The sequence below is a fragment of the Mycolicibacterium elephantis DSM 44368 genome (assembly GCF_004014805.1).
Lineage (GTDB): Bacteria > Actinomycetota > Actinomycetes > Mycobacteriales > Mycobacteriaceae > Mycobacterium > Mycobacterium elephantis.
On the sequence record NZ_ATDN01000010.1, the window covers coordinates 111,047 to 137,013 of the forward strand.

At 67.5% G+C, this 25,967-nt stretch carries 22 protein-coding genes; 11 read left to right on the forward strand and 11 right to left on the reverse strand.

Annotated elements, in window-relative coordinates; all coding sequences use genetic code 11:
* The first annotated feature begins 22 nt into the window (after positions 1-22).
* The 4 genes from glnX (at position 23) to MELE44368_RS08950 (ending at position 5,288) form a co-directional block, all read left to right on the forward strand.
* A complete protein-coding gene (gene glnX, locus MELE44368_RS08935) occupies positions 23-1,342 on the forward strand; it encodes a protein kinase G-activating protein GlnX (RefSeq protein ID WP_046751744.1) in 1,320 nt (439 codons plus the stop codon).
* Positions 1,343-1,352: 10 nt separating this feature from the next.
* Positions 1,353-2,312: a glutamate ABC transporter substrate-binding protein gene (locus MELE44368_RS08940; RefSeq protein ID WP_064892864.1), complete on the forward strand. Its 960-nt coding sequence runs from the start codon at positions 1,353-1,355 to the stop codon at positions 2,310-2,312.
* Positions 2,312-4,609, forward strand: coding sequence for a serine/threonine-protein kinase PknG (locus MELE44368_RS08945; protein WP_128108163.1), 2,298 nt, complete (start codon positions 2,312-2,314; stop codon positions 4,607-4,609). The genes MELE44368_RS08940 and MELE44368_RS08945 overlap by 1 nt, the downstream gene beginning before the upstream one ends.
* Positions 4,610-4,862: 253 nt before the next feature.
* Positions 4,863-5,288, forward strand: coding sequence for an STAS domain-containing protein (locus MELE44368_RS08950; protein ID WP_241566532.1), 426 nt, complete (start codon positions 4,863-4,865; stop codon positions 5,286-5,288).
* Here MELE44368_RS08950 and MELE44368_RS08955 read toward each other — a convergent pair whose 3' ends face one another.
* Together MELE44368_RS08955 and pta are read right to left on the reverse strand one after the other, a co-directional pair.
* A complete protein-coding gene (locus MELE44368_RS08955; protein WP_128108164.1) occupies positions 5,289-6,497 on the reverse strand; it encodes an acetate kinase in 1,209 nt (402 codons plus the stop codon).
* On the reverse strand, positions 6,494-8,569 hold the full coding sequence (gene pta, locus MELE44368_RS08960) for a phosphate acetyltransferase (protein WP_128108165.1): 2,076 nt from the start codon (positions 8,567-8,569) through the stop codon (positions 6,494-6,496). Before pta ends, MELE44368_RS08955 begins: the two co-directional genes overlap by 4 nt.
* Positions 8,570-8,897: 328 nt before the next feature.
* Here pta and MELE44368_RS08965 point away from each other — a divergent pair, with 328 nt between their 5' ends.
* From MELE44368_RS08965 to MELE44368_RS08980, 4 genes are all read left to right on the forward strand, one after another.
* On the forward strand, positions 8,898-10,340 hold the full coding sequence (locus tag MELE44368_RS08965) for a hypothetical protein (protein ID WP_128108166.1): 1,443 nt from the start codon (positions 8,898-8,900) through the stop codon (positions 10,338-10,340).
* A 68-nt stretch (positions 10,341-10,408) separates the two neighbouring features.
* Positions 10,409-11,764, forward strand: a complete 1,356-nt coding sequence (locus MELE44368_RS08970; protein ID WP_128108167.1) for a glycosyltransferase family 2 protein — start codon at positions 10,409-10,411, stop codon at positions 11,762-11,764.
* Positions 11,761-13,698, forward strand: a complete 1,938-nt coding sequence (locus MELE44368_RS08975) for a hypothetical protein (protein ID WP_128108168.1) — start codon at positions 11,761-11,763, stop codon at positions 13,696-13,698. Before MELE44368_RS08970 ends, MELE44368_RS08975 begins: the two co-directional genes overlap by 4 nt.
* 4 nt (positions 13,699-13,702) lie before the next feature.
* Positions 13,703-15,514 (forward strand): ArnT family glycosyltransferase, encoded by a 1,812-nt coding sequence (locus MELE44368_RS08980; protein WP_128108169.1) that lies wholly within the window; start codon positions 13,703-13,705, stop codon positions 15,512-15,514.
* Here MELE44368_RS08980 and fgd read toward each other — a convergent pair.
* Positions 15,417-16,427, reverse strand: a complete 1,011-nt coding sequence (fgd, locus tag MELE44368_RS08985) for a glucose-6-phosphate dehydrogenase (coenzyme-F420) (RefSeq protein ID WP_128108170.1) — start codon at positions 16,425-16,427, stop codon at positions 15,417-15,419. The genes MELE44368_RS08980 and fgd overlap by 98 nt on opposite strands.
* 35 nt (positions 16,428-16,462) lie before the next feature.
* Here fgd and MELE44368_RS08990 point away from each other — a divergent pair, with 35 nt between their 5' ends.
* A complete protein-coding gene (locus tag MELE44368_RS08990) occupies positions 16,463-17,218 on the forward strand; it encodes an MBL fold metallo-hydrolase (RefSeq protein ID WP_128108171.1) in 756 nt (251 codons plus the stop codon).
* Here the strand turns inward: MELE44368_RS08990 and MELE44368_RS08995 are convergent.
* Positions 17,211-17,501, reverse strand: a complete 291-nt coding sequence (locus MELE44368_RS08995; protein WP_128108193.1) for a hypothetical protein — start codon at positions 17,499-17,501, stop codon at positions 17,211-17,213. The genes MELE44368_RS08990 and MELE44368_RS08995 overlap by 8 nt on opposite strands.
* A gap of 2 nt (positions 17,502-17,503) precedes the next feature.
* Positions 17,504-18,040, reverse strand: a complete 537-nt coding sequence (locus MELE44368_RS09000; protein WP_128108172.1) for a GNAT family N-acetyltransferase — start codon at positions 18,038-18,040, stop codon at positions 17,504-17,506.
* 82 nt (positions 18,041-18,122) lie between these two features.
* Between MELE44368_RS09000 and MELE44368_RS09005 the strand changes: the two genes are divergently transcribed.
* Positions 18,123-18,974 carry an SDR family oxidoreductase gene (locus tag MELE44368_RS09005; RefSeq protein WP_128108173.1) on the forward strand — a complete coding sequence of 284 codons (852 nt, stop codon included), beginning with the start codon at positions 18,123-18,125 and terminating at the stop codon, positions 18,972-18,974.
* Positions 18,975-19,055: 81 nt separating this feature from the next.
* Here the strand turns inward: MELE44368_RS09005 and MELE44368_RS09010 are convergent, their stop codons facing one another.
* The 6 genes from MELE44368_RS09010 to purT form a co-directional block, all read right to left on the reverse strand.
* Positions 19,056-19,910, reverse strand: coding sequence for an endonuclease domain-containing protein (locus MELE44368_RS09010; protein WP_128108174.1), 855 nt, complete (start codon positions 19,908-19,910; stop codon positions 19,056-19,058).
* Positions 19,911-20,048: 138 nt separating this feature from the next.
* Entirely contained in the window at positions 20,049-20,465 is a 417-nt protein-coding gene (locus MELE44368_RS09015; protein WP_128108175.1) for a hypothetical protein, read from the reverse strand.
* A complete protein-coding gene (locus tag MELE44368_RS09020) occupies positions 20,465-21,697 on the reverse strand; it encodes an O-succinylhomoserine sulfhydrylase (RefSeq protein WP_128108176.1) in 1,233 nt (410 codons plus the stop codon). Before MELE44368_RS09020 ends, MELE44368_RS09015 begins: the two co-directional genes overlap by 1 nt.
* Positions 21,694-22,107, reverse strand: coding sequence for a rhodanese-like domain-containing protein (locus MELE44368_RS09025; RefSeq protein ID WP_128108177.1), 414 nt, complete (start codon positions 22,105-22,107; stop codon positions 21,694-21,696). Before MELE44368_RS09025 ends, MELE44368_RS09020 begins: the two co-directional genes overlap by 4 nt.
* Before the next feature lie 19 nt (positions 22,108-22,126).
* Entirely contained in the window at positions 22,127-22,534 is a 408-nt protein-coding gene (locus tag MELE44368_RS09030) for an Rv0361 family membrane protein (protein ID WP_128108194.1), read from the reverse strand.
* 35 nt (positions 22,535-22,569) lie between these two features.
* Positions 22,570-23,793: a formate-dependent phosphoribosylglycinamide formyltransferase gene (gene purT, locus MELE44368_RS09035; RefSeq protein ID WP_128108178.1), complete on the reverse strand. Its 1,224-nt coding sequence runs from the start codon at positions 23,791-23,793 to the stop codon at positions 22,570-22,572.
* A gap of 106 nt (positions 23,794-23,899) precedes the next feature.
* On the opposite strand from purT, the gene MELE44368_RS09040 reads away from it, so the two are divergent.
* Complete coding sequence (locus MELE44368_RS09040) at positions 23,900-25,951, forward strand: MMPL family transporter (protein WP_128108179.1); 2,052 nt, start codon at positions 23,900-23,902, stop codon at positions 25,949-25,951.
* Positions 25,952-25,967 lie beyond the last annotated feature (16 nt).

Sequence of the window (25,967 nt, forward strand, 5' to 3'; positions counted from 1 at the left end):
TTTAGATGAGGTCCGCGCGCACGTGACTGTCGAGTTGGCGCACCCGTCGACCGAGCCGCTCGCATCGCGGTCGCCGACCACTTCTGCCCACCCGCGCTGGTGGTTCTTCTGGACGACGCCCGGCCGCATCCTGACGATCGGGTTCGTGTTGTCCGCGCTCGTGATCGCAAGCGCCTTCGGCACGTCGACGACGATCAACGACCGCCAGCAGGCATTGATGCGGGTGCTCAACCACACCGAGCCGCTGGCGTTCGCCGCCGGGCAGCTCTACACCACGCTGTCGGTCGCCGACGCCGCCGCTGCCACCGCGTTCATCGCCGGCGCCGAACCGCAAGACGTCCGGCAACGCTACGAACAGGCCATCACCGACGCCTCGGTCGCGGTCACCCGCGCGTCCAGCGGGCTGACCGACGAGGACATGATCCAGCTGCTCGGCCGCATCAACGCCCAGCTCTCGGTCTACACCGGGCTGGTCGAGACCGCGCGCACCAACAACCGCTCCGGCAACCCGGTCGGCTCGTCGTACCTGTCGGAGGCGTCGGCGTTGATGCAGACCCAGATCCTGCCCAACGCCCAGCATCTGTACGAGCAGACGTCGGCCATGGTGGACGAAGAGACGTCGGCCTCGACGCGGATCCCGGGGCCGGTGATCCTCATCGTGCTCGCGACGCTGTTGTTCGGGGTGTTCGCCAACCGCTGGCTGGCGCGCCGGACCCGCAGGCGGATCAACATCGGGTTCGTCGCGGGCGGGTTGGCCGTTTCGATCATGCTGATCTGGGTCGGCACCGCGCTGATCCTCTCGACCACCGACAGCCGCAATGCGAAAGACACTGCGGCTCAGTCGCTCAAGACGATCACCAACCTCGCGATCACCGCGCAGCAGGCCCGCGCCGACGAGATCCTCTCGCTGATCCGGCGCGGTGACGAGACCGTGCGCAAGCAGTCCTACTATCAACGCATCGACATGATGGCCGAGCAGCTCTCGGAGTACCTGGCTCGCGACGACGCGGTCGACAAGTCCGACCTCGCCGATGCCGAACAGCTGCTCAGACGGTGGCGGGCGGCCGACGACCGCATCAACGCCTACATCAGCGTCGGCAACTATCAGGCCGCGACCCAGGTGGCGCTGGGCACGCGTGAGGACGATTCCACGCCGGCGTTCAACCAGCTCGACGAGGCGTTGAGCAAGGGCATCGAGGAGAGCCGCAGCCAGCTGCGCAACAACATCGTCAGCGCCCACCGGGTGTTGTCCGGGGCGACGGTGGGTGCCGCGGTGCTCAGCATCGTCGCCGCGGTGTCGGTGGCGCTGGGGCTGTGGCCGAGGCTCAGTGAGTACGGGTGATCCGCCGGTGATGGGGAAGAGGTTCGGGGTTCTGCTGGCCGCGGTCGCGTTGCTGTCGGGCTGCGGGCAGGCGACGTCGATGACGATGACGCCGGGGGTCACGTTGGCCCCGCCCACGCCCGCGGGCATGCAGGAGATGGCGCCGCAACCGGTGCGGGTACCGGAGACGGACGACGACTGCGACCGCACCGCGAGCCTTCGGCCGTTCAACACCAAAGCCGAGGCCGACGCCGCGGTGGCCAACATCCGGGCGCGCGGACGGTTGATCGTGGGGCTCGACATCGGCAGCAACCTGTTTTCGTTCCGCGATCCGATCACCGGTCAGATCACCGGGTTCGACGTCGACATCGCCGGCGAGATCGCGCGCGACATCTTCGGCACCCCCTCACAGGTGGAATACCGGATTCTGTCCTCGGCCGACCGGATCGAGGGGTTGCAGAAGAACCAGGTCGACGTCGTCGTCAAGACCATGACGATCACCTGCGAACGCAAGAAGCAGGTCAACTTCTCGACGGTGTACCTAAACGCCAACCAGCGGATCATGGCGCCGCGCGATTCGGCGATCGCGCGGCCGGCCGATCTGTCCGGTAAGCGGGTATGCGTCGCGAAGGGCACGACGTCGATGCAGCGGATCCAGGAGATCACCCCGCCGCCGATCATCGTCGGCGTGGTGGCATGGGCGGACTGCCTGGTCGCGCTGCAACAGCGGCAGGTGGATGCGGTGAGCACCGACGACTCGATCCTGGCGGGGCTGGTGTCGCAGGACCCGTATCTGCACATCGTGGGGCCCAGCCTCAACGAGGAGCCCTACGGCATCGGGATCAACAAGGAGAACACCGGGCTGGTGCGTTTCGTCAACGGGACGTTGGAGCGGATCCGCCGCGACGGCACGTGGTACACGCTGTACCGCAAGTGGCTGACGGTGCTCGGTCCGGCGCCGGCGCCGCCGGTTGCGAGGTATTCGGACTGATGGCCGAGACGCAGCACGAGGACTTCGGCGAGGACCGGACGACAGCCGAAGAGCCGACCGTCGGGACGCAGCCGGCCAGCTTCGACGACCTGGGCCTGGATTCGGCGTCGACGCTGCGGCCGATGGCCACCCAGGCGGTGTACCGGCCCCATTTCGACGACGACGAGGACTCCGACGTCGTCGGCGACACCGAACCGCACGAGCACACGACGGTGAGCACGGCGCTCTCGCCCACCCGCCGGCTCGGTGGTGGGCTGGTGGAGATTCCGCGGGTGCGCGCCAAGGACCCGCTGTCGGCGTTGATGCGCAACCCGGTGGTCGCCGAGTCCAAGCGGTTCTGCTGGAACTGTGGACGCCCGGTCGGTCGCGCCACCGCGGACAGCCCCGCGCTGTCAGAAGGCTGGTGTCCGCACTGCGGCAGCGCGTATTCGTTTCTGCCGCAACTGAGTCCGGGCGACATGGTGGCCGACCAGTACGAGATCAAGGGGTGTATCGCGCACGGCGGTCTGGGCTGGGTGTATCTGGCGCTCGACCACAACGTCAACAAGAGGCCGGTCGTCCTCAAGGGCCTGGTGCATTCCGGCGACGCCGAGGCGCAGAAGATCGCGATGGCCGAACGGCGGTTCCTCGCCGAGGTGACGCATCCCGGGATCGTCAAGATCTACAACTTCGTCGAGCACGAGGACAACCACGGCAACCCGGTCGGTTACATCGTGATGGAGTACGTCGGCGGCACGTCGCTCAAACCGGCCAAGGGCGAGAAGCTGCCGGTCGACCAGGCCATCGGCTACATGCTCGAGATCCTGCCCGCGCTGGCCTACCTGCATTCGATCGGGTTGGCCTACAACGACCTCAAGCCCGAGAACATCATGATCACCGAGGAGCAGCTCAAGCTCATCGACCTCGGTGCCGTCTCGACCATCAACTCGTTCGGTTATCTCTACGGCACACCGGGATTCCAGGCGCCCGAGATTGTGCGCACCGGCCCGACGGTGGCCACCGACATCTACACCGTCGGTCGCACGCTGGCGGCGCTGACGTTGAAACTGCGCACCCGCAAGGGCCGCTACGTCGACGGCCTCCCCGAGGACGATCCTGTTCTGGCCGAATATGATTCGTTCGGCCGGCTGCTGCGCCGCGCCATCGACCCGGACCCGCGGCGCCGGTTCGCCAGCGCCGAGGAGATGTCCAGCCAGCTGCTCGGTGTGCTGCGCGAGGTGGTCGCCAAGAACACCGGCACCCCCAAACCCGGCTTGTCCACGGTGTTCTCGCCGACGCGGTCGACGTTCGGCATCGATCTGCTGGTCGCGCACACCGACGTCTACCTCGACGGCCAGGTGCACTCGGAGAAGTTGACCGCGCAGGAGATCGTCAGGGCGCTGCCGGTGCCGCTGGTGGACCCGAGCGACGTGGGCGCGCCGGTGTTGTCGGCCAGCGTGTTGAGCGAGCCGGTGCAGACGCTGGACCAGTTGCGCGCGGCGCGGCACGGGGCGCTGGACTCGGAGGGCATCGACCTGTCGGAGTCGGTCGAGCTGCCGTTGATGGAGGTGCGGGCGCTGCTCGACCTCGGGGACGTCGCCAAGGCCACCCGCAAGCTCGACGACCTGGCCGGCCGGGTGGGGTGGCGCTGGCGGCTGGTGTGGTTCCGCGCCGTGTCGGAACTGCTGACGGCCGACTATGTCTCCGCCACAAAGCATTTCACCGAGGTACTGGACACTCTTCCGGGTGAGCTGGCGCCGAAGCTGGCGCTGGCCGCCACCGCCGAGTTGGCGGGTTCGGACATCGAAGAGTCGCCGGAGCGCAAGTTCTACAACACGGTGTGGTGCACCGACAACGGCATCATCTCGGCGGGCTTCGGGCTGGCCCGCGCCCAAGCGGCGGCAGGTGACCGGGACGCGGCCGTCAAGACGCTGGACCAGGTGCCTGCGATGTCACGGCATTTCACCACCGCACGGCTGACCAGTGCGGTCACGCTGCTGTCGGGACGCTCGATGAGCGAGATCACCGAGAAGCACATCCGTGACGCCGCCCGACGCGTCGAGGCGCTACCCGACACCGAACCGCGGGTGCTGCAGATCAGGGCGCTGGTGTTGGGCACCGCGATGGACTGGCTGGCCGACAATCCCGACAACACCGCGAGCACCAACCACATCCTCGGCTTCCCGTTCACCAAGCACGGCCTGGCGCTCGGTGTCGAGGCGTCGCTGCGCGCCCTGGCGCGCGTCGCACCCACTCAGGCCCACCGCTACGCGCTGGTCGACCTCGCCAACAGCGTGCGCCCGACCAGCACGTTCTAGTTTGCTGACCAGCGCTGCGGAATCAGTTGTCGCAGACCCGCCCCATGCGGTTCTGACCAGTGTTTTCGCTCGCAGATCACTTGTGGTGATCCCACGAAATTCGTAGTAATCTCCGATCAGGTTGAGTTAACAGCCGACTGGTGGCGTCATACGCGCAGGGCGGCAAGCTCGCGCGGACGGCTTTAAGACGTAGGGCCCGTTTCCCTGACGGCACCCGCAGTACGAAGGGTTGATTTCGGCTGAGGGAGTCCACGTGTCTGCTGCAGTAGGTACCTATCGGGTGTTTCGCCCCGCCCCCGAGGCGCTGGACCGGCGCGAGCATCACCATCGCGCGCAGTTCTCCGCGTCGCACCGGACATCGAACGCCGTCGTCACGGTGGAAGGCGAGGTCGACGCGACCAACAGCCGCGCCATGGCGACATATGTGGAGTCACAGCTTTTCGGCGTGTCCCATCTGGTGCTGGATCTTCGACTGGTCGACTTCTTCGGTACCGCCGGCTTCGCCGCCCTGCATAACATCAATGTGATCTGCTCCCGCAGCGGCGTCACCTGGCAGCTGCGCTGCGGCAGGCAGGTGCGCCGGCTCCTCGCGATCTGTAATCCCGATGGCGTCCTGCCGCTGGAGAAGCCGCAGTCGGTGCTCGACGACCTGCAGGCTGGTGACTGCGCGCTGGCCTGATCAGCCGGCCGCCAGCACCGCCACGCAGTCCCGGGCGATCGCCAGCTCCTCGTTGGTGGGAATCACGAGCACGGTCGTCGGCGACGTATCGGTCGAGATGCGCCGTGCCGTCTTGGCGGGGCTGGCATTGAGGTGCTCGTCGAGTTCGATGCCCAGCCCGGTCATTCCCGTCATCGCGTCGCGGCGCACGTTGACGTCGTTCTCACCGACCCCGGCGGTGAAGACGATGACGTCGGTGTTGCCGAGCAACGCCATGTACGCGCCGATGTACTTGCGCAGCCGGTGGATGTAGACGTCGTATGCCAATTGTGCTGCCGCGTCGCCTGATTCGATCTGTTCGCGGAGTTCTCGGAAGTCGATCTCGCCGCCGAGGCCGTACACCCCGGAGCGCCGGTTCAGCATCTCGTCGATGTCGTCGACGCTCATCTTGGCGGTGCGGGCCAGATACAGGATGATGCCGGCGTCGACGTCGCCGGGACGGGTGCCCATCACCAGTCCCTCCAGCGGCGTGAGCCCCATGGAGGTGTCCACGGGACGCCCACCGGCGATGGCCGACGCGGACGCCCCGTTTCCCAGATGCAGCACGATCTGGTTCAGTGACGTCAGTGGCGCGTCGAGGAACACCGCGGCCTGCTCGCTGACGTACTTGTGCGAGGTCCCGTGAAACCCGTACCGGCGAATGTGCCACTTCTCGGAGACCTTCCGGTCAATGGCATACGTGGCGGCGGCGGCGGGAAGGTCATGAAAGAAACCGGTGTCGAAGACGGCGATGTGCGGTAGGTCCGGGAGCAGCTTGCGGGCCACCTCCATGCCGAGCACCGATGGCGGGTTGTGAAGGGGCGCAAGCGGTGCCAGCTCGCGCATCTTGGCGATCAATTCGTCGGTGACCGGCGTCGGCTCATAGAAGCTGCGGCCGCCGTGCACCGCGCGGTGGCCGACAGCGAACAGGTTGACCGCGTCCAGGCTGGCGCCTGCCTCGTCGAGCAGGTCGAACGCGGTGCGCAGCGCCTCTTCGTGATCGGCGATGGCCGGACCGTCACGACGCGCCTCGCGGTCGCCGACGGTCACCCCGGCCAGCGCGGAGTCCTCCCCGATGCGCTCCACGGTGCCGTCGGCCAGCGATGCGCCCGAATCGGGGTCGATGAGTTGGCATTTCAGCGACGAGGACCCCGAGTTGACGACCAGTACCGTGCGATCGGGAGCGGTCACGACCGGTCCCCTTGGGCTTGAATCGCGGTGATGGCGACGGTGTTCACGATGTCCTCGACCAGCGCGCCCCGGGACAGATCGTTCACGGGCTTGGCCAGACCCTGTAGGACGGGGCCGATCGCGATGGCGCCGGCGCTGCGCTGGACCGCCTTGTAGGTGTTGTTGCCGGTGTTGAGGTCGGGAAAGATCAGCACGGTCGCGCGACCGGCCACCTTGGAGTCGGGCATCTTCGTCGCCGCAACGGAGGGCTCCACCGCGGCGTCGTACTGGATGGGGCCGTCGACCAACAGATCTGGAGCCCTTTCGCGCACCAGTTCAGTTGCCACCCTGACCTTTTCCACGTCGGCTCCGGAACCGCTGGTGCCCGTCGAGTACGACAGCATGGCGACGCGTGGTTCGATGCCGAACCGCGCCGCGGTGCGCGCTGAGGAGATCGCGATGTCGGCCAGCTGCTCCGACGTCGGGTCGGGCACGATCGCGCAGTCACCGTAGACCAGCACTCGATCGGCCAGGCACATGAAGAAGATGCTCGACACCGTGGAGACGCCGGGTGAGGTCTTGATGATCTCGAACGCGGGACGCACCGTGTGGGCCGTGGTGTGCCGGGCCCCCGAGACCATGCCGTCGACGATGTCGTTGTGCACCAGCATCGTGCCGAAATACGAGACGTCGTGGATGATCTCGCGGGCCTGCTCGACGGTGACCCCCTTGTGCTTGCGTAGTTCGGCGTACTGCTCGGCGAACTTGTCGCACAGGTCGCTGGTCTGCGGGTTGATCACCGTTGCCGACGACAAATCCATCCCGAGTTCGGCGGCGCGGAATCGGATCGAAGACTCCTCGCCGAGGATGGTGAGGTCGGCGACATTGCGGCGCAACAACCGGCCGGCCGCGCGGAGGATACGGTCGTCATCGCCTTCCGGCAGCACGATGTGCTTGCGGTCCGACCGGGCCTGGTCCAGCAGCTGATAGGTGAACATCTGCGGGGTGACGACATCCGGAATCGGAATGGCCAGCTGCGCCAACAACTCCGCGACATCGGCGTGGGTCTCCATCAGCTGCAGCGCGGTGTCGATCTTGCGTTGCGAGGCGGTGGTCACCCGGCCCCGCGTCGCCGCCACCCTGCTGGCTGTCTCGAACGTGCGCAGCCCCGTCGCGATGATGGGCAACCTCAGGCCGAGGCCGGAGACCAGCGCGGAGATCGAAGGATGCAGTTCCAGGCCGCCGTTGAGGATGATGCACGACAACGACGGAAAGCCCTCGGCGGCATGCGCACTCGACAAGGCGAGCACCACGTCGGAGCGGTCGCCCGCGGCGACGACGCCCACGCCCTCGGTCAGTCGCTCCAACACGTGTTCGGCCGTCATGCCGGCGACCATCATGCTCATCACCTCGCGGTTGAGCAGCGCCGGATCGCCGATGACCATCGAGCCGTCCACGGCCTGCTGCAACTCCGCGACCGTCGGCGCCACCAACAGCGGCGCCTCGGGCATCACGTAACAGTTCGGCTCGAAGATCTCGAGCGCCTCGGCGACCGCCTCCAGCTGCCCGGGATCGCAGCGGTTGGCCACCACTGCGGCGGTGTGCGCGTGCTGCGCGGCGACCTCGTCGAGGGAGACGTCGACGATTTTGGCGACCTGTTCGGGGCTCCGGTCCTTGGCCTTCACCGCCAGCACCACCGGCGCCTTCAGGTTGGCGGCGATGCGGGCATTCGTCGACAACTCGCTGGGCGTGGCGATGTCGGTGTAGTCGCTGCCGACGATCAGCACCGCGTCGCACTGCTCGGCGACCTGGTGGTAGCGGTCCACGATGTCGGCGATCGCCCCGTCGGGGTCGTCGTGCAGCTGCTGGTAGCTCACGCCGACACAGTCTTCGTAGGTCAGGTCCGCGTTGGCCTGCGCGAGCAGAAGTTCGAGGATGTAGTCGCGCTGTTCACCCAGCCGGGTGATGGGGCGAAAGACGCCGACCTTGGCGACCGTGGCCGTCAGCCGGTGCAGGATGCCGAGCGCGATCGTGGATTTACCCGTGTCGCCTTCGGGTGAGGCGATGTAGATCCCGTATGAATGAGCGGGCACGGGAGCCAGCCTAAGGCAAGCAACGGCCCGCAGTGGGCCGGAAACCCGCTGGTTGAGTGGGGACCGCCGGAAGATTTTCCGCCGCGCGGTAAAAAGCCGGTGTGATCTTGGTCTCAGTAAAGTAAATTACGTTTGCGTAAGTGGCGGAATCTCGCGTATCAACAAGTCAAGCTATTGACGGTCCTGTCAATTCACTTGCGTTTGTAGTTTTAGCAAACTCCCTGCGACGGCGCGCGGAGTGTAAAGGTAGGCCCCCGGCACTGCGAGGACCATGACTGACACCGCACTTCACACCGATTCCAGGACGCGCACTGCCAACTTGCGCGCGGTGTCATCGGAACCACCTGCCATCGCCGTCGCACGAAGGCGCGTATCGGTAGCAGAACTGCCGTTCGCCGCCAGGATCGGCATCGCCTCGATTCTCAGCCTCATCGGCTACTTCGGGGTGTTCGGCCAAGCCTTCGCCGATGCCGCGGCCGGCTCACGCGCGGCCGTTCTGGTGGTCGTCCCGCTGCTCATGGTGCTGATCGCCACCGGCTACCGGCAGCCGTCACAGGGCGTCGGCGACTCGGAGTCCGACTGGATCATCGCGGCCTTCGTGGGGATCGCGAGTTTCACCGCGATCTATCTGCTCACCCAACGGATGCCGACGCTGTCGTCGCTGTGGCATCTGCGATCACTGGGTTTCGTCGTGTGGTTCGCCTGCCTGCTGGCGATCCTGTTCGGTGCCCGCCATGTGGTGCGGATGTGGAAGCTGTGGGTGTTCGCCGCCTGCTGCGCGACGCCGCTGCCCTTTCTGCTGACCACGGCCGCACTGGGTGGCTCCGAGGAGGCCGCAGCCCTGCTGGCCGCCGGCGTCGGCGCGGTCGCGGTGTTCTTGGCGTCAGAGACCGTCAGGATGGGCCGGCGGCTGATCGCGACCGCCGGATGTTTTGTCCTGGCAGCCGTCATCGAGCTGTCCCTCGATGCGTACACCGGTCTGCTCACCGCGATCATCGTCGGCGTCGGAATCCTGCCGGTGACAACGGTTGTCGTGTTGAATCGCGCGACGACGACGAAGATCGGCGACGACGCCGATGCCTCCGCCCCACGACTGCCGCGCCTCTCCCCGACGTCGCTGGCGGTCCTCACGGTCGTCGCCGCCGCCTTGGCGGTCGTGAACCAACCGGCGACCCGTACAGATGTGCCAGAGGCCACGGCCGACTGGGCCACCCGCGCCGGCCTGACGGCTACGACGGCGTTCCCCTTCATCACCCGGACGCTGGGTGATGACGCGACGCTGGTGCGCTACTCGGTTCCCGGGGCCGCCGGAAAACCGGCCGCCGCCGTCGATGTGATGTCCAGCCCCAACCGGGCAGCGCTGGACGATCTCGCCGGAGCGGTCTGGTACCCGAGCGCCAGCCCCGTCGAATATCGGCCCGCGCCGCCATCTGCCGGCGCGCCTCCGGGGGCCCGGATCGTGCACAGCAACGCAGACACCGCGACGTACGGCGATGACCAGCACTGGTACGCCGTCACCTGGGACTGGCGCGCCGCCGCGGCCTACCAGCGCGTCACCGTGATCGTCAGCCAGGCGTTCGACGGACGTGACATGCCACCTGCTCCCGCACCGCTGTCCCTGTGGGACACCTCGGTCAGGCCGGCGTTGTGGACCACACGACAGCAGCCCCACGTCGACGGTGAAGTCGACGCGGCGGTGATCAACCGCGCCGACCGATTGACGCGGCAGCTTGTCCGGTCGGCTGAGGTGGTCGGGGCGCCGACGCGGTGATCGAGACGGCGACACCGGCGTCTCTGCCGTCTCACTTCTCGGCCCGCACGGCCCTGAACCGAAAGTCGATGCTGCGGTTCGGCGCGCTGGCAGTCATCGTGGTCGGAGCCGTCATCGCGGCGCCGCGCATCGTTGCCCCGCTGCTGACAGGTTCGGTCGCACTGCTCTACCTGGCCGCCACACTCGATCGAAATTACCTGTTGTTCACAGGACTTCGAGCGTCGGCGATGGTGCGTGTGACCCGCGAAGAGGCGCTGGCGCTCGCCGAGGACGAGCTTCCGGTCTACACGGTCCTGCTACCCGTCTACGACGAACCCTCGATCGTGACGAACCTGCTCAACGGGGTGGGCAAACTCGACTATCCCCGCGACAAACTGGAAGTGCTGCTGCTGGTCGAGGAGGACGATGTCGCGACACAGGCGGCGCTGATCGGAGCCGAGCTCGAGTCGGTCCGGGTGGTGCTGGTTCCCCACAGCCTGCCGAAAACGAAGCCGAAGGCGTGCAATTACGGCATGTCGCTGCCCGACCTGCACGGAGAGATGGTGACCATCTACGACGCCGAGGACATCCCCGACCCACTGCAACTCCGCCGCGCGGTGGCTGCGTTCCGACGGCTGCCGAGCGAGATCGGTTGCCTGCAAGCAAGACTGGGCTACTTCAACGAGAGGCAGAACTTGCTGACCCGCTGGTTCTCGCTGGAATACGACCAGTGGTTCGGCGTGATCCTGCCCGCCGTCGAAAAGGCAGGGTGCGTGGTCCCCCTCGGCGGTACCTCGAACCACATGTCCACGCGCACCTGGCGCGAGGTCGGCGGCTGGGACGAATTCAACGTCACTGAGGATGCCGACCTCGGGGTGCGGCTGGCGCGGCACGGCTATCGCACGCTCATTCTCGACTCGATCACGTTGGAGGAAGCCAATTCTGACGTGGTGAACTGGATCAGGCAGCGGTCGCGCTGGTACAAGGGGTACTTGCAGACGATGCTTGTGCATCTGCGCAACCCAGCAGGGTTGCGACGCGAGATCGGGACCAAGGCGATTCTGCGCCTGCTCAACATGACCGGCGGGGTCCCGTTGGCCGCGGTCTGCAATCTGGTGTTCTGGTTCACGATGCTGGTGTGGGTGCTGGGCCGCCCGCCCGTCATCGCCATGATCTTTCCGCCGGTGACCTACTACGTCTGCTTGGCGTTGTTCCTCATCGGCGCTCCGCTGTCGGTGTACTCCGGCCTTGTCGTCACCAAGGAGCTCGGTAAACCACACCTCTGGCCGGCCGCGCTCCTGACACCGTTGTACTGGCTGCTTCAGGCAGTGGCCGCCGTAAAAGCCATCTACCAGTTGGTGTTCCGGCCGTTCTTCTGGGAGAAGACCGTGCACGGCCTGACCCAACCGCATAACTCGTCACCATCTGCTGGAGATCGTCGGTGAAAACAATCGTCCGATCCGTCGCGGCTGCCGTCGTCCTCGTCGCAGCCCTGTGGGCGCAGGTCATGCAGCCCGTGCTGCCAGAGGCCTCGGCAGAGCCCCGTGGCCACGGGGTTCCCGGCTCGAACGTGACACCGCCGATCGTCTGGCCCGAGTTGGGGCTTCCAGATCGGTTGGAGCTGATCGGGGCCAACCAGACCACCGGTGTATCGGTTCCCGTGCCTTCGGGTGTCAAGCCGACGACGCTCACCGGCCAGATCGGCTCGGTGGTCAACGTGAACCAGGGCCGGATCGAGGTTCTCGACGGACGAGGCATCGTGCTCGGCACCATCCCCGTGCCCGGCGATCTGGCCACCGTTCCGTTCAGAGTCGACATCTCGGCCGCCGAGATCAAGGACGGCCAGGCCCAGCTCAACTTCGTCCTGCGCGACAAGTCCGCCGCCACCGACAGTTGCTCGCAGCCACCGACGTTGGCGTTGAGCCAACTGGCCGCGGCGTTTTCGGGCCCCACGCCGGATCCCAGGACCGTCGCGGACTTTCTGCCCGGCTACCTCGACCAGGTCCTGATCCGGGTGGGCTCTGCGCCGACCGAGAGCCAGCAGCAGGCCGCGCTGGACCTGGTCGCCGAGCTCACCCAGCTGTACCGCCCGATGCCGGTGCGCATCGAGGTGGACAACGCCGACGGCCCGGTGCCGCCCGGCCGCAGCATCGCGCGGCGGGTGATCGACATCCGCGACGGCGGCACGGCGGGGCTGAAGGTCGAAAAGCCCGGCACCCCCGATGCGGTGCTGGCGATCACCGGCACCGGGCAGGAACTCGTGCAGCAGGTCGACCTGTTCGCCGACCGACGTTTCAGCCTCGCCCAGACTCCCTCGGCTGCAACGCTTTCCGCGCTGGAGGACCGCAGCCAGGCGACGAACATCAAGACCTTCGCCCAGCTCGGCATGACCGGTGAGGCCTCGGTGTTGGGAACCAGCACGCTGTATGCCGGCTTCGATGTCAGCAAGTTCGCCCTCGGCCCGATCAGCCACGCGAAGGTGCACCTGAAAGCCAAGTACACACCCGTGGTCGGCGGGGAGGCCTCGGTCTTGATCCGGTCCGGATCGACGGTGCTGGCCACCCACGTGCTCGACGATTCGGGCGTGCTCGACGTGACCGGTGACATCCCCCCCGAATCGATCACCTCCACGATCGGTTTGGCGATGGAGTTGCGCTACACCCCGCGCCAGGAATGCGCGCCGGTGAACGACCGCATGACCTTCGCCCTTGCCCCACAGTCGACGGTGACCGTCACGCCGGGAACCCACAACCGCGGGGGCTTTCCGATACTGCCGATGGCGTTCACACCGGACTTCGATGTGGCGATCGACAGCCCCGAACATCTGACCTACGCCGCACAGGCGATCAACCTGATGGGTCAGCAGACGACGGTGGCGTTGCGACCCCGGCTCACGACGTTCGCCGCCGCCGCCACGTCCGGCACCGGTCTTCTCGCGGTCACCGGAGGCAGCGAATTGGCCGACGCGGCAATGAACCCGCCGATTCAGCCGGGTGCGCCGAACACCGTCAGCTTCAACGCGAGCCCGGACACCGACCTGGATCTGGGCGGGCCGCTGGGCCTCGTGCAGGCGTTCACCCACAACGGTCGCACCGTGCTGGCGATCTCCGGCAGCGGGGACTGGTCGTTGGTCGGCGATGCGCTCAACTACATCCGCGGCCTTGAGAACCGCTGGGCGTCGTTGACCGGCGATGTCGTCGCGACCGGCGCCGAACGCCAAACCGTCAACCTGACCGTGCGCGAGGGCGGGGGTTTGGTCAACGAATATCCGGGCGACCACTGGAAGTGGTGGGCGTGGGTGTCGCTTGCCGCCGGTGCCGCGATCGTCATCGCAGCGGTGACGCTGGTCGTGGTCCGCAGACGACGGAGAACCCGGTGAGGTGGTGACCGTAGGCCCGGCGCTCGCCGGACACGTAAGCGCCGACACCCCTGACCCCGCACGCGCCGCCGACCCACGGCGCGGCTGGGGGGTCGGTCTGTTCGTCGCGCTCGCCGGCCTCTACTTCGCCGTCGGGGCCGTACTGATACTGCGGTTCAACATGTTCGACCCGGACGCGCCGAGCCGAGTGGCCAACGCGGGCTATGTGGTGATGAGCCGTCAGCCACACCTGTCGGCCATCGGGTTCGTCTGGAACCCGCTGCCCAGCATGGTGCAGATACCGATTCTCCCGTTCAGCCAGTGGTGGCCGGAACTGAAGACACACGGCCTGGCCGGGGTGCTGCAGAGCGCGTTGTTCATGGCCGGTGCGGCCGTGATGGTGCGGCGCATCGCGCTGGACCGCGGAGTCGGGACGGCGTGGCGGTGGTTGGCTGTCGGCTGCTTCGCGCTGCAGCCGATGATCGTCATCTACGGCGCCTCCGGGATGAGCGAAGCGGCCGAGACGTTCTTCCTGCTGTGGTGCGTGCGCCATCTCATGCAATGGGTTCACCTGCAGCGGGTGGGCGACCTCACCTGGGCCGGAATCGCTTTGGGGCTCGGCTACCTGTGCCGTTACGAAGCGGTGCCCGCCGCGTGTGGTGCGGCCCTGCTGGTCGGGGCGGTCGCCTTCCGGGCCGCGCGGCGATCGCAACGAGTCAACAACGCCATGCTCAGCGTGATCATCGTGCTGTTCCCGTTGGCGACGGCGTTCATCGTGTGGGCGTTGACCAGCTGGGTGGTTTCGGGCGAGCTGTTCGCGACGTTGTCGTCGCAGTACGGCAACGACAGTCAGGTGAGCGCGGCGATGGAGCGGGGCGGACCGCTTGCCGAGGCGGCCTCCAGCGACTGGGTGGTGATCGCCGCGCGGCTGCTGGGCATGCAGCCGTTCGCGTTGCTGGCCGTGGCGATCGCCGTCGCGCACAGCGTGTTGCGCCGGAAGGCCGACGCGCTGGTGCCGATCGCGGTGTTCGGCCCGGTGCTGGCCTTCGCCGTCTGGGGCCAGTACACGTCGACCACCTTCGGCTGGTTCCGGTTCTACCTGCTGGCGATTCCGCTCGTCATCTGTGTCGCGCTGGCGTTGTGGGAGCCGACGGCGCCACGGGGAACGAATCGATGGCGTGCGGACAGCGCGGCAAGCCGCGCAGGGGCGGCGCTGCTGTGCGTCTCACTTGCCATCGGGATTCCGGTCACCGTGGCGGCGATGGGAAATGAGCGGATTGGCAACCAGCAGCTGCAGTTCGGTCTGCGGTCGTTGTTCGACGAGGAACGGTATCCGCCCGCCGAACAGTGGTACCGCCGGCTGATGGTCAACGACCGCGCGCTGGCCGAATACTTCGACCGCAAGCGGCTTCCTGACGGCGCGGTGCTGATGGACACGTTCAACACCTGGGGTATCTGGCTGGCATCCGATCACCCACGCCAGTTCCTGATCACCAGCGACTACGACTTCGCCGCCGCGGTGAACCGGCCGTGGGACTTCGGGATTCAGTACATCGTCGCGAGCAACCCGAACATCAGCAACGCCGATGCCCTGAACCTGCGCTACCCGACCCTCTGGCAAGACGGTGCCGGGCTGGGCACGCTCGTGCATTCGGTGTACGGCGCAACCGGCGACGAGCGGTTTCGCGTCTACCGCACGACGGGCCGGCCCGCTGTCACCGAGCCGACCGAAGAACAGATCAACCGAGCCGGCGCAGCCGGGGCGCCAGATCCTTCTCAAACAGATCGAGGAACCGGCGCTGATCGTGCCCCGGCGCGTGGAACACCAGGTGGTTGAGGCCCCACTTCACGTACTGGCCAACCTTTTCGACGGCTTCATCGGGATCTGACGCCACGATCCAGCGCTTGGCGACCTGCTCGATCGGCAGCGCGTCGGCGGCCTTCTCCATCTCGATCGGGTCGTCGATGCTGTGCTTCTGCTCGGCGGTCAGCGACAGCGGTGCCCAGAACCTGGTGTTCTCCAGCGCCAGGGCCGGATCGGGGTCATAGGAGATCTTGATCTCGATCATCCGGTCGATGTCGTCGACGCTGCGGCCCGCGGCTTCGGCGCCCTCCTCGACCGCGGGGATGAGCTTGTCCTTGTACAGCTCCTCACCCTTGCCCGACGTGCAGATGAACCCGTCGCCCGCTCGCCCGGCGTACTTGGCCACCACCGGACCGCCCGCGGCGATGTAGACCGGGATGCCGCCCTCGGGCACGTCGTAGATCGAGGCGCCCTTGGTGTGGTAGTACTCGCCGTCGAAGTCCACCCGGTCGCCGAGCCACAGCTCGCGCATCAGCCGCACGGATTCGCGCAGCCGGGCGAACCGCTCCTTGAACTCCGGCCAGTCGCCCTCGTAGCCGGTGGCGATCTCGTTGAGCGCCTCTCCGGTGCCCACCCCGAGGAAGATCCGGTCCGGATACAGGCACCCCATGGTGGCGAACGCCTGCGCGATCACAGCGGGGTTGTAGCGGAACGTCGGCGTCAGCACCGAGGTGCCCAGGACGATCCGCTTGGTGCGCTCACCGACCGCGGTCATCCACGCCAGCGAGAACGGCGCGTGGCCGCCCTCGTGACGCCAAGGCTGGAAGTGATCGCTCACCGTCGCGCTGTCCATGCCGTGCGCTTCGGCCTCGACGCCCAGTTCGACGAGCTCGCGTGGGGCGAACTGCTCCGCCGACGCCTTGTATCCCAGTTTGAGTTCAGCCACGTGTTCGTTTCTACTCCACTGCCTAGACTCGCGGGATGGCACCGGTCCGTACCGAGCTTGTTCAAATCACCGACACCGTCCATTTCGCCTACACCGACCTCGTCAACTGGACGCTGGTCACCGACGGCGACGGCGTGCTGCTGATCGACGCCGGGTTTCCCGGCAGCCGCGACGAGGTGCTGGCCTCGCTGCGCCAGCTGGGTTTCGGCGTCGAGCACCTGCGTGCGATCCTGTTGACCCACGCGCATATCGACCATCTCGGATCGGCCATCTGGTTCTCGAAAACCCATGGCACACCCGTGTATTCACACACCGCCGAAGTGGGGCACTCCAAGCGCGAGTACCTCGAGCAGGCGTCGCCGGCCGACATCGCCAAGCACATCTGGCACCCGCGCTACCTCGCGTGGACCGTGGCGATCACCCGCAAGGGCGCACTGACGCGCGAGGGGATCCCGGCCACCCGACCGCTCACCGAGGACGTGGCCGCGAGCTTGCCCGGTCGGCCGATGGCCGTTCCCACCCCCGGCCACACCGGCGGCCACTGCTCGTACCTGGTAGACGGCGTACTGGTCGCGGGCGACGCCCTGGTCACCGGCCATCCGCTGATCTCACGGGGCGGGCCGCAACTGCTGCCCAAGCTGTTCAACCACGACCAGGACGGCTGTGTGCGCAGCCTGGGCGCGCTGGCGATGCTCGACGCCGAGGTGCTGCTGCCCGGGCACGGCCCGGTGTGGCGCGGATCGGTCCGCGAGGCCGCCGAAACCGCCAGGCGCGTCTCGGCTCTCAAGTGAGGGTCTGGTAGCCCAGCAGGAAGATCGCCGTCAGGCACAGGCCGCACGCCACCACGATGGCGGGCATCAGGATCATCGTGTCGAGTTCGTCGTCGTCGAGCACGTCGTCGCGGAACCGGCCGAACAACACCCGCGCCACGCCGGTCTTGCGGAACGCACGCACCATGCCGCGCACCGCCCTGGTCTCCCGCCTGCGGCCGATGAACACCCGCGACGCCAGCCCGAGCACAAACGTGCCGGCGGCGGCCAACAGGATCAGCCAGCCGACGGTCGTCTGCGTCAAGGTCACATGTCCACTTCCGATGTCGTCGGCGCCTTTCGGCCGGTGCGGTCCACCCCGGGGTACCCATCCAGCCACTTGACGAACGCGACGGGAAACACGTCGCCGTCGGCGGGCAGTGGCTCGGCCAGCCGGGTGTATCCGGTTGCCAGATAAAGCGCTTCGGCCTCGGGTTGGCGGTCGCCGGTCATCAGGTACACGCGTCGGTAGCCACGGGCGGCGATCTCGGTTTCCAGCGCGGCGAGCAGTGCCTTCGCGTGGCCCCGGCGCCGATGGCGGCTGTCGGTCCAGATGCGTTTGAGCTCCGCGGTGTCGTCGTCGAAGCGGCAGAACCCGCCACCGGTCACCGGTTGGTCATCGAGCAGGCCGATCAGCAGCCCGCCACCCGGCGCGGCGAAGTCCTGCGGAGGCACCGAGCGCAACCACCTCATGACCCGCTCCTCGGTGCCGCCGTAGCGGTTGGCGTACTCGACGGCCAACTCGGCGAGCAGCGGCTGCGCCAGCGGGTGGTCCGGATCGACCGAGACGAAGCGAAGTGACATCACCTCAATGTCTACCGTGGCCCGTCGAGGCCTATTCCAGCGCACTTCCACCCAGAACTTGACACGTGTAAAGTTCGGCCGCATGGACAACATCAGGGGCAAGACCATCGCCATCACCGGTGCTGCCCGCGGTATCGGGTACGCGACCGCGAAAGCGCTGCTGGAACGCGGCGCACGGGTGGTCATCGGCGACCGTGACGTGGCCTTTCAGGAGTCGGCCGTCGCACAGCTCACCAAGCTCGGCCCGGTGTCAGGTTACCCGCTCGACGTCACCGACCGCGACTCGTTCGCGGCGTTTCTGGACAAGGCCCGCACCGACGGCGGCGGCCACATCGACGTCCTGATCAACAACGCCGGCGTGATGCCGATCGGCCCATTCCTCGAGCAGTCCGAGCAAGCGATCCGATCCTCGATCGAGGTGAACCTGTACGGCGTGATCACCGGCTGCCAGCTGGTGCTCGGCGACATGGTCGCGCGCCGCAGCGGGCACATCATCAACATCGCCTCGTTGTCCGGGCTCATCCCGGTGCCGGGGCAGGTCGTGTATGTGGGCGCGAAGTTCGGCGTGGTGGGGCTGTCGGCGGCGCTGGCCGACGAGATGGCGCCGCACGGCGTCGAGGTCTCGGTCGTCATGCCGCCGTTCACCAAGACCGAGTTGATCTCGGGCACCAAGAGCGGCGGCGCGATCAAGCCGGTGGAACCCGAAGACATCGCGGCGGCCGTGGTCAAGACGCTGCAGAAGCCGAAAACCCATGTGTCCGTTCCGGCCCCGCTGCGGTTCACCGCGCAGGCCGCTCAGATGCTGGGCCCGCGCGGACGCCGGTGGCTGAACAAGAGGCTCGGCTTGGACCGCGTGTTCCTGGACTTCGACACCGCCGCGCGCCAAAGCTACGAGCAGCGCGCGCAATCCGCGCAGGGCGTGGTCGAGGACTAGTACTCGCCGAACGTTCCTTACCACTCGAATTTCCGCGGAAACTTCGAGCGGTAAGGAACGTTCGCGGCCGCAAGGGGTGGCCTAGTATGGTGCGCCCGCAGCGCGTAAAGCCGCGCGGGTGCGACCGATGATGACATCTGGGCGATAGCGAAGCATGTTTGCGCTGACGCGGATGATCCGCCATCTCAACGCTTGGAATTTGGCCTGCTTCTCGATGTCCCGCTCCCGCACCTGTGGGTCCGTCCAGTGTTGAACTCCGTCGTACTCCACGCCTACGCGCCAGTCGTCCCAGCCCATGTCGATGCGGCCGACGAAATCGCCGAATTCGTCGAAGACCTCGAGCTGTGTGCGCTGTGGCCGCAGTCCGGCCCGAGTCAGGATCAGTCGGGTGCGCGTCTCCTGGGGCGACTCGGCGCCAACATCAGACAGCTTGATCGCTTCACGCAACTGGACGATGCCCCGTGCACCGCGGTGGCGATCGGCGAGCAGCTGGATATCGGCTGGCTTGAGATCAGTCGCCTGCATGAGCGCGTCGAGCCGGATCACCGCGGTGGTCAGGCCACGCCGACGTCCCAGGTCGTACGCCGTTCGTGCGGCTGTGGTCGCCGGGATGCCGTTCACGACGCAAACCTCGTCATCGGCGAGCTTGTCGGAATGCAGCAAGATCCCCTTGGTCTTGTGGCGATGGGGCTGGTTGATCTCGGCAGGCAGGTGCGCGTCGATCCATAGCATGCCGTGCAGCGCGGCGGCGGAAAGACCCGCGGCTGTGGCACGACGCTCAGACCACAGCCACGCCGCCACGGCCTTGTCGACGGGCGTTACGACGTATCCGCTGGGTACATACACGTTGCGAAACACCGCATCGTGTCGGGTCGCCAGCTGGTACCGATTGACGACTCCAGCTGCCACCGCCTCTGAACCGATGAACGGGCGCATGGGTATAGGACGCGCCTGGGCCGCCACCCGGTTCCATGCCCCGCGAACGTTCCTTACCGCTCGAAATTCGGCCGAAATTTCGAGCGGTAAGGAACGTTCGCGCCCGCCTTGAGAGCGCTCGCGGCCGCCTTGAGAGCCCTAAGCGGTGAAGCTCGGTACCGGATCGCCGTGGCGGTATGCCTCGATCACATCGAGACACTCGAACAGTTCCTGATACGCGAACTGGTAGTCATCGGCGGTGCCGACGAACACGACGTGGATGACGTCGGCACCGCCGGCCGCGGTCAGCACGATCGTCGTCATGTCGGCGATCTCGTCGTCGTCGACGTCGACCTGCGACGGTGGATAGCACCACAGCGCCGACTCGTCGTCGGAGGCCTCCTCGTCGAAGACCCAGCCGCGCTCGCTGATTCGCTGATCGAACTCCTCGAGCAGCGCCGCCATTTCGATATCGGGGGACATCGAGTTCATGACCGCGTCCGGCACCCAACGCTCGTCGCGCGCGGCCCGCCGCTTGCGCCGCCGCGCCTTCTTCGCCTCGGACCGCCTGGACACTAACGCAGCGCCTGGTCGATGTCGGCGATCAGATCGTCGGTCTCCTCCAGTCCCACCGAGATTCGCACCACCCCGTCGCCGAGGCCGATCGCTGCCCTGCCCTCGGGGCCCATCGCCCGGTGGGTGGTGGTGGAGGGATGGGTGACCAACGACTTGGCGTCGCCCAGGTTGTTGGAGATGTCGATGAGCCGCAGCTTGTCGAGCACCTCGAAGGCGCGCTCTTTCGTACCGCCGACCAGCTCGAAGGTGATCACCGTGCCGCCGCCGGTCATCTGCCGTTTGGCCAGGTCGTATTGCGGATGCGACGGCAGGAACGGGTAGCGCACCCAGTTCACGGCGGGATGGTTCTCGAGGAACTCGGCGATCCGCTGCGCCGACGCGTTCTGGTAGTCCACCCGAACCTTGAGCGTCTCCAGGCCTTTCAGCAGCGTCCACGCGTTGAACGCGCTCATCGCCGGCCCGGTGTGCCGCATCAGCTTCTGCACCGGTTCGTCGATGTAGGTCTTGTCGCCCAGGATCGCCCCGCCGAGCACACGGCCCTGCCCGTCGATGTGCTTCGTGCACGAGTACACCACGACGTCGACACCGAGCGGGAAACCCTGTTGCAGGATCGGCGTCGCAAAGACGTTGTCCAGCACCACATTTGCGCCCGCCGCATGAGCGAGGTCGCACACCGCGGCGATGTCGACCAGCGACTGCATCGGGTTCGACGGGGTCTCGAAGAACACCGCCGCGGTGGGCACCGACAGCGCCTCTTCCCACTGGGACAGATCTTCGCCGTCGACGAACACCGTTTCCACACCCCAGCGGGGCAGGATCTCGTTGCACACCACAAAGCACGACCCGAACAGGCTGCGCGCCGCGACCAGGCGGTCACCAGCGCCCAGCAGCGCGCCCAGCGACGTGAACACCGCCGCCATCCCGGTGGCCGTCGCAAAGCACGCGGGTGCACCTTCGATCAGGCGCAGCCGCTCCTCGAACATCGAGATGGTCGGGTTGCCGTACCGCGAGTACACGTAGCGGTCGATCTCCCCCGTGAACGCCTTCTCGGCCTCGGCGGCCGACGCGTAGACGTAGCCCGAGGTGAGGTACATGGCCTCGGCCGTCTCCTCGAAGTGCGACCGCAGCAACCCGCCGCGCACACCGATGGTGCCGGGGCCGACGCCGTCGGGCAGCGCGGCCGGGCGGCGCACCGAGGGCACCTCGTCCTGGTCGCTGTCGTGCTCGCTCATGACTGCTTCCAGGGCAGGCCGACAGCTTTCCAACCGCGGCCCCCGCGGTGGCCGTGCTCGTCGAGGTCGCCCTCGAACCCGTCGAGCACGTTGTAGGACGGCGCGATACCAGCCGCGGTGGCCGCTTTCGCGGCGCCGATCGAGCGGTTGCCCGAGCGACACAGGAACACCACCGGCCGGTCGCCCGCTTCGCCGACCTTCTCGACGAGATCGTCGACAAACGCCTCGTTGTGGGTGCCGTCGGTGCGGTTCCATTCGATGAACACGACATCACGCCCCAGCGTGGCCAGATCCGGTACCCCGACGAAGCGCCACTCGGCTTCGGTGCGACAGTCCACCAGCACCGCCTCCGGGACGTCGGTCAGCAGCGTCCAGGCCTCCTCGGGCGTGATATCTCCGGCATAGCTCACGGACCGAAGTCTCCCACAGCTACCTGGGACCGGCCGAACAGACCTTCCATGCCCCGTCCTCGCGGACAAAGCTCATGGTCGCACTGCTTTTGGTGTCGGGCGCCTTGTCGAAATGGTATGTCACCTTGGCACGGGCACGATCCCCGTCGACCTTGATGTCGGTGACTTCGTCGACGAACCGCTGGCCGCGCGAGTCGACCGAATCGCGTTGCTCGGCAAGCACATCGGCTTCCGTGCCTTGCTCGGCAGCACACGTGTAGGTACGGAAATCGGCGTAACTGAGTCGCTGCAGCGCGTCGTTCTGGCCGACCGCCGCGCGGATGATCTGCTGCTCAGGAGAGGGCTCGTCGCCGCCCAACAGGTTGAACAACCCGAAGACGATCGCGACGAGCGCAACGACGCCCAACCCCGCCAGAAACGGCGTCATGGTCGGCCGGTCGGCAGGGTTCGGCTCGGACACCGCTACCAGAGCCCGCGAAGCGCGGTGGTGACCCGCTTGGCGCGGTCGCGGGCCACGATCGGATCGGCCGCGGTGGCGATGGCCACCCCCAGACGGCGCGGTGCCTCGCTGTCGTCGGGCCGGTTGAACAACCGCACGTCGCTTTCGGCGACGGTCAGCGCATCGGCGAGCACGACCTGCGGGTCGACGCCGGAGGCGGCGGTCGGTTCGGCGCCCGCGTAGGTCACTTCGGCGGCCGCCGGGGAGATCATGATCGTGTCGACCGGCAGCCCGAGGATCGCGCGGGCGTGCAACTCGAACTCCGAAAGCCGTTGGGAGCGAAGCGTCACCAGGCCGCTGTCGTGCAGCCGTGGCCGCACGCTGTCGAAGTACACCTCGTCGCCGCGCACCAGCAGCTCGACACCGAACACCCCTCGCCCGCCCAGCGAGTTGACGATGCGCGCCGCGATCGACTTCGCGACGTCCAGCGCGGCGGGCGGCATCGGCTGCGGCTGCCAGCATTCCAGCACGCCGCCGTCGACCTGGCGGTGCCCGATCGGCTCGCAGAAGTGCACGGCCGGCCCCGTCGGCCCGGTGGTCCGGACGGTCAGCAGGGTGATCTCGAAGTCGACGTCGACGACCGTTTCGGCCATCACCCGGTTGTGCGGGATCCGCCCGGCCGCCACCGCGCGCTGCCACGCGGGCTCGACGTCCTCGGCGCGCAGCAGCACCGACTCCCCCTCGCCCGCCGCCGCCGTGACCGGCTTGACCACCAGCGGAAAGCCGGCGTGCTGCGCCACCGCGGTCAGCTCCTCGGCGGAGCCGGCAAACCAGAACGGCGCGGTGGGCAGACCGAGTTCGTCGGCGGCCAGCCGGCGCAGCCCCTCCCGGTCCAATGACAGCCGTGTGCTGCGCGGCGTGGGGAACACCTCGACGTCACCGCGCTCGGCGACGGCGATCAGCGTGTCGGCGGCGATCAACCCGGCCTGGGCCACGAGGTAGCGCGGGCTCTCCTTCTCGATCAGCGCGGTCAGTTCGTCGGCGTCGCTCATCCGGGCGACGACGGAGCGATCGGCCACCCCGTGCGCCGGCGCGTCGGCGTAGCGGTCCACCGCGATGACCTCGGCGCCCAACTGCTGAAAGGCCAGCGCGAGCTCGCGGCTCAGTTCGCCGGCGCCCAGCAGCATCACCGTCGAGTTCGCTGCCGCGGGCTGCGCCGGTGTGTCGTCCTCAGTCGTGTCACTCATGGCGAGGTCCACCCTGCCAGATGCCGGGCCGGACGGGCTCTGACCCGGCTCTGAAATATTTGAGGCATGTCGCGAATATTGGAGGCATGTCGCGAATATTGGAGGCATGTCGCGACGCGTGTCCTGGATAGTGGCAGTGCTCGTGGTCGCCCTCTCGGGCGTCCTGATGGCACTGGCCGGCACCGATGAATCGAGCAGCCGCTCGCCGGTGCCGGTGCCCGACACCGCCGAGTCCGCCCGCGTCGACGAAGTGCGCGCGCAGTTCCCGGGCGGGGACAGCGCACCCGCGATCATCGTCGTCACCCGCGAGGACGGCGCCGCGCTGAGCCCGGCCGACCTCGACGCCGTCACGCAGAAGTGGCCCGCGCAGGTCTCGGCCGACGGCCAGGCAGCGCTGGCGGCGGTGCCGCTGGACGCCGACCTGTCCGGCTTCGAGCTCACCGACGCGGTGACCGAACTGCGTGCCGACGCCGCGGCGGGGCTGCCGCCGGGGCTGCGCACGGAGGTCACCGGCGGCCCGGCGTTCGGCGCCGACATCGCCAACTCGTTCTCGGGCGCCAACATCACGCTGCTGGCGGTGACGGCCATAGTGGTGGCACTGCTGTTGATCATCACGTACCGCTCCCCGGTGTTGTGGCTGGTGCCGTTGGCGGTGATCGGGTTCGCCGACCGGGTGGCCGCGGTGCTGGGCACGGCCGTCGCGCAGGCCGTCGGCATGACGCCGGACGGGTCGACGTCGGGCATCACCAGCGTGCTGGTGTTCGGGGCGGGCACCAACTACGCGTTGCTGCTCATCTCGCGGTATCGAGAGGAGTTGGGCCGCAACGAAAACCACCGCGAGGCGTTGGCGATCGCGGTGCGCCAGGCCGGGCCTGCGATCTTGGCGAGCAACGCGACGGTGGTGCTGGCGCTGCTGACGCTGATCTTCGCCTCGTCGCCGAGCGTGCGCAGCCTCGGTGTGCAGGCGGCGGCGGGTCTGATCGTCGCGGCGGTGTACGTGCTGCTGGTGCTGCCGCCGCTGCTGGCGCTGTTCGGCAGGCGGTTGTTCTGGCCGTTCATCCCGCAGGTGGGCGCCAAACCGCTTACCGACAGCGGGATCTGGCATCGCATCGCCGAATCGGTGGCTCGCCGGCCAGCCAGCGTGGCCGCGGTGTCCATCGCGGGGCTGGCGATGTTGTGCATCGGGGTGTGGAACACGCCGGTCGGGCTGTCCCAGACCGAACAGTTCCGGGTGCAGGCCGAGTCGGTCACCGGATACGAGCGGCTGTCGGAGCACTTTCCCCGAGGCCTGACCGACCCGGCGCACGTCGTCGCACCGACCGAGAAGGCCGAGGCCGTCGAACAGGCGATCATCGGCACGCCCGGCGTCGTTTCGGTGACCCAGGCGGGCCAAAGCCCCGCCGGGCTCACGCAGTGGTCGGTGGTGATCGACGCGGAACCGGCGTCCGACGAGGCGTTCACGGTCGTCGACGAGCTGCGCGCCTCGGTGTCCGCGGTCGACGACGGCGCCCTGGTGGGCGGGTCGGATGCCACCGCGCGTGACGCCAGCGCCGCGGCCGGCCATGACCGGTTGGTCGTGGTGCCCGCGATCCTCGTGGTGGTGCTGGCGGTGCTGTACGTGCTGCTGAGGTCGGCGCTGGCGCCGCTGGTGCTGGTGGCGGTGACGGTGCTCAGCGCGCTGGCCGCGCTCGGGCTGGGTGGCTGGGCCAGTGTGCACCTCTTCGGCTTCCCCGCGCTGGACAACACCGCGCCGCTGTTCGCGTTCCTGTTCCTGGTGGCGCTCGGCGTGGACTACACGATCTTCCTGGTCACCCGCGCCCGCGAGGAGACACCCGAGCACGGCACCCGCGACGGCATCGTGCGTGCGGTGTCGGCCACCGGCGCGGTCATCACCAGCGCGGGCATCGTGCTGGCGGCGGTGTTCTGTGTCCTGGGTGTGCTGCCGCTGATCGTGCTGACCCAGGTGGGCATCATCGTCGGCCTCGGCATCCTGGTGGACACGTTCCTGGTGCGCACGGTGATCATCCCGGCGTTGTTCACGCTGATCGGCCCGCGCATCTGGTGGCCGGCGCCGTTCGCCACGTCCGGCGCCGCCGCCGAAAGGGACATTTCGGCGAAAAAGCGCGAGGCATTGTCAAGTGGTGAGGGAAACATTTAGGCCGCTTGGTTAACGA

Coding starts and splice junctions, on each gene's coding strand:
- MELE44368_RS09030 (WP_128108194.1), bottom strand. CDS start 22,534: ATGACGCCGTTTCTGGCGGGGTTGGGCGTCGTTGCGCTCGTCGCGATC.
- MELE44368_RS08970 (WP_128108167.1), top strand. CDS start 10,409: ATGCTGCGGTTCGGCGCGCTGGCAGTCATCGTGGTCGGAGCCGTCATC.
- MELE44368_RS09000 (WP_128108172.1), bottom strand. CDS start 18,040: ATGTCACTTCGCTTCGTCTCGGTCGATCCGGACCACCCGCTGGCGCAG.
- MELE44368_RS08945 (WP_128108163.1), top strand. CDS start 2,312: ATGGCCGAGACGCAGCACGAGGACTTCGGCGAGGACCGGACGACAGCC.
- MELE44368_RS09005 (WP_128108173.1), top strand. CDS start 18,123: ATGGACAACATCAGGGGCAAGACCATCGCCATCACCGGTGCTGCCCGC.
- MELE44368_RS09020 (WP_128108176.1), bottom strand. CDS start 21,697: ATGAGCGAGCACGACAGCGACCAGGACGAGGTGCCCTCGGTGCGCCGC.
- MELE44368_RS09040 (WP_128108179.1), top strand. CDS start 23,900: ATGTCGCGACGCGTGTCCTGGATAGTGGCAGTGCTCGTGGTCGCCCTC.
- purT (WP_128108178.1), bottom strand. CDS start 23,793: ATGAGTGACACGACTGAGGACGACACACCGGCGCAGCCCGCGGCAGCG.
- MELE44368_RS09010 (WP_128108174.1), bottom strand. CDS start 19,910: ATGCGCCCGTTCATCGGTTCAGAGGCGGTGGCAGCTGGAGTCGTCAAT.
- MELE44368_RS08990 (WP_128108171.1), top strand. CDS start 16,463: ATGGCACCGGTCCGTACCGAGCTTGTTCAAATCACCGACACCGTCCAT.
- MELE44368_RS08940 (WP_064892864.1), top strand. CDS start 1,353: ATGGGGAAGAGGTTCGGGGTTCTGCTGGCCGCGGTCGCGTTGCTGTCG.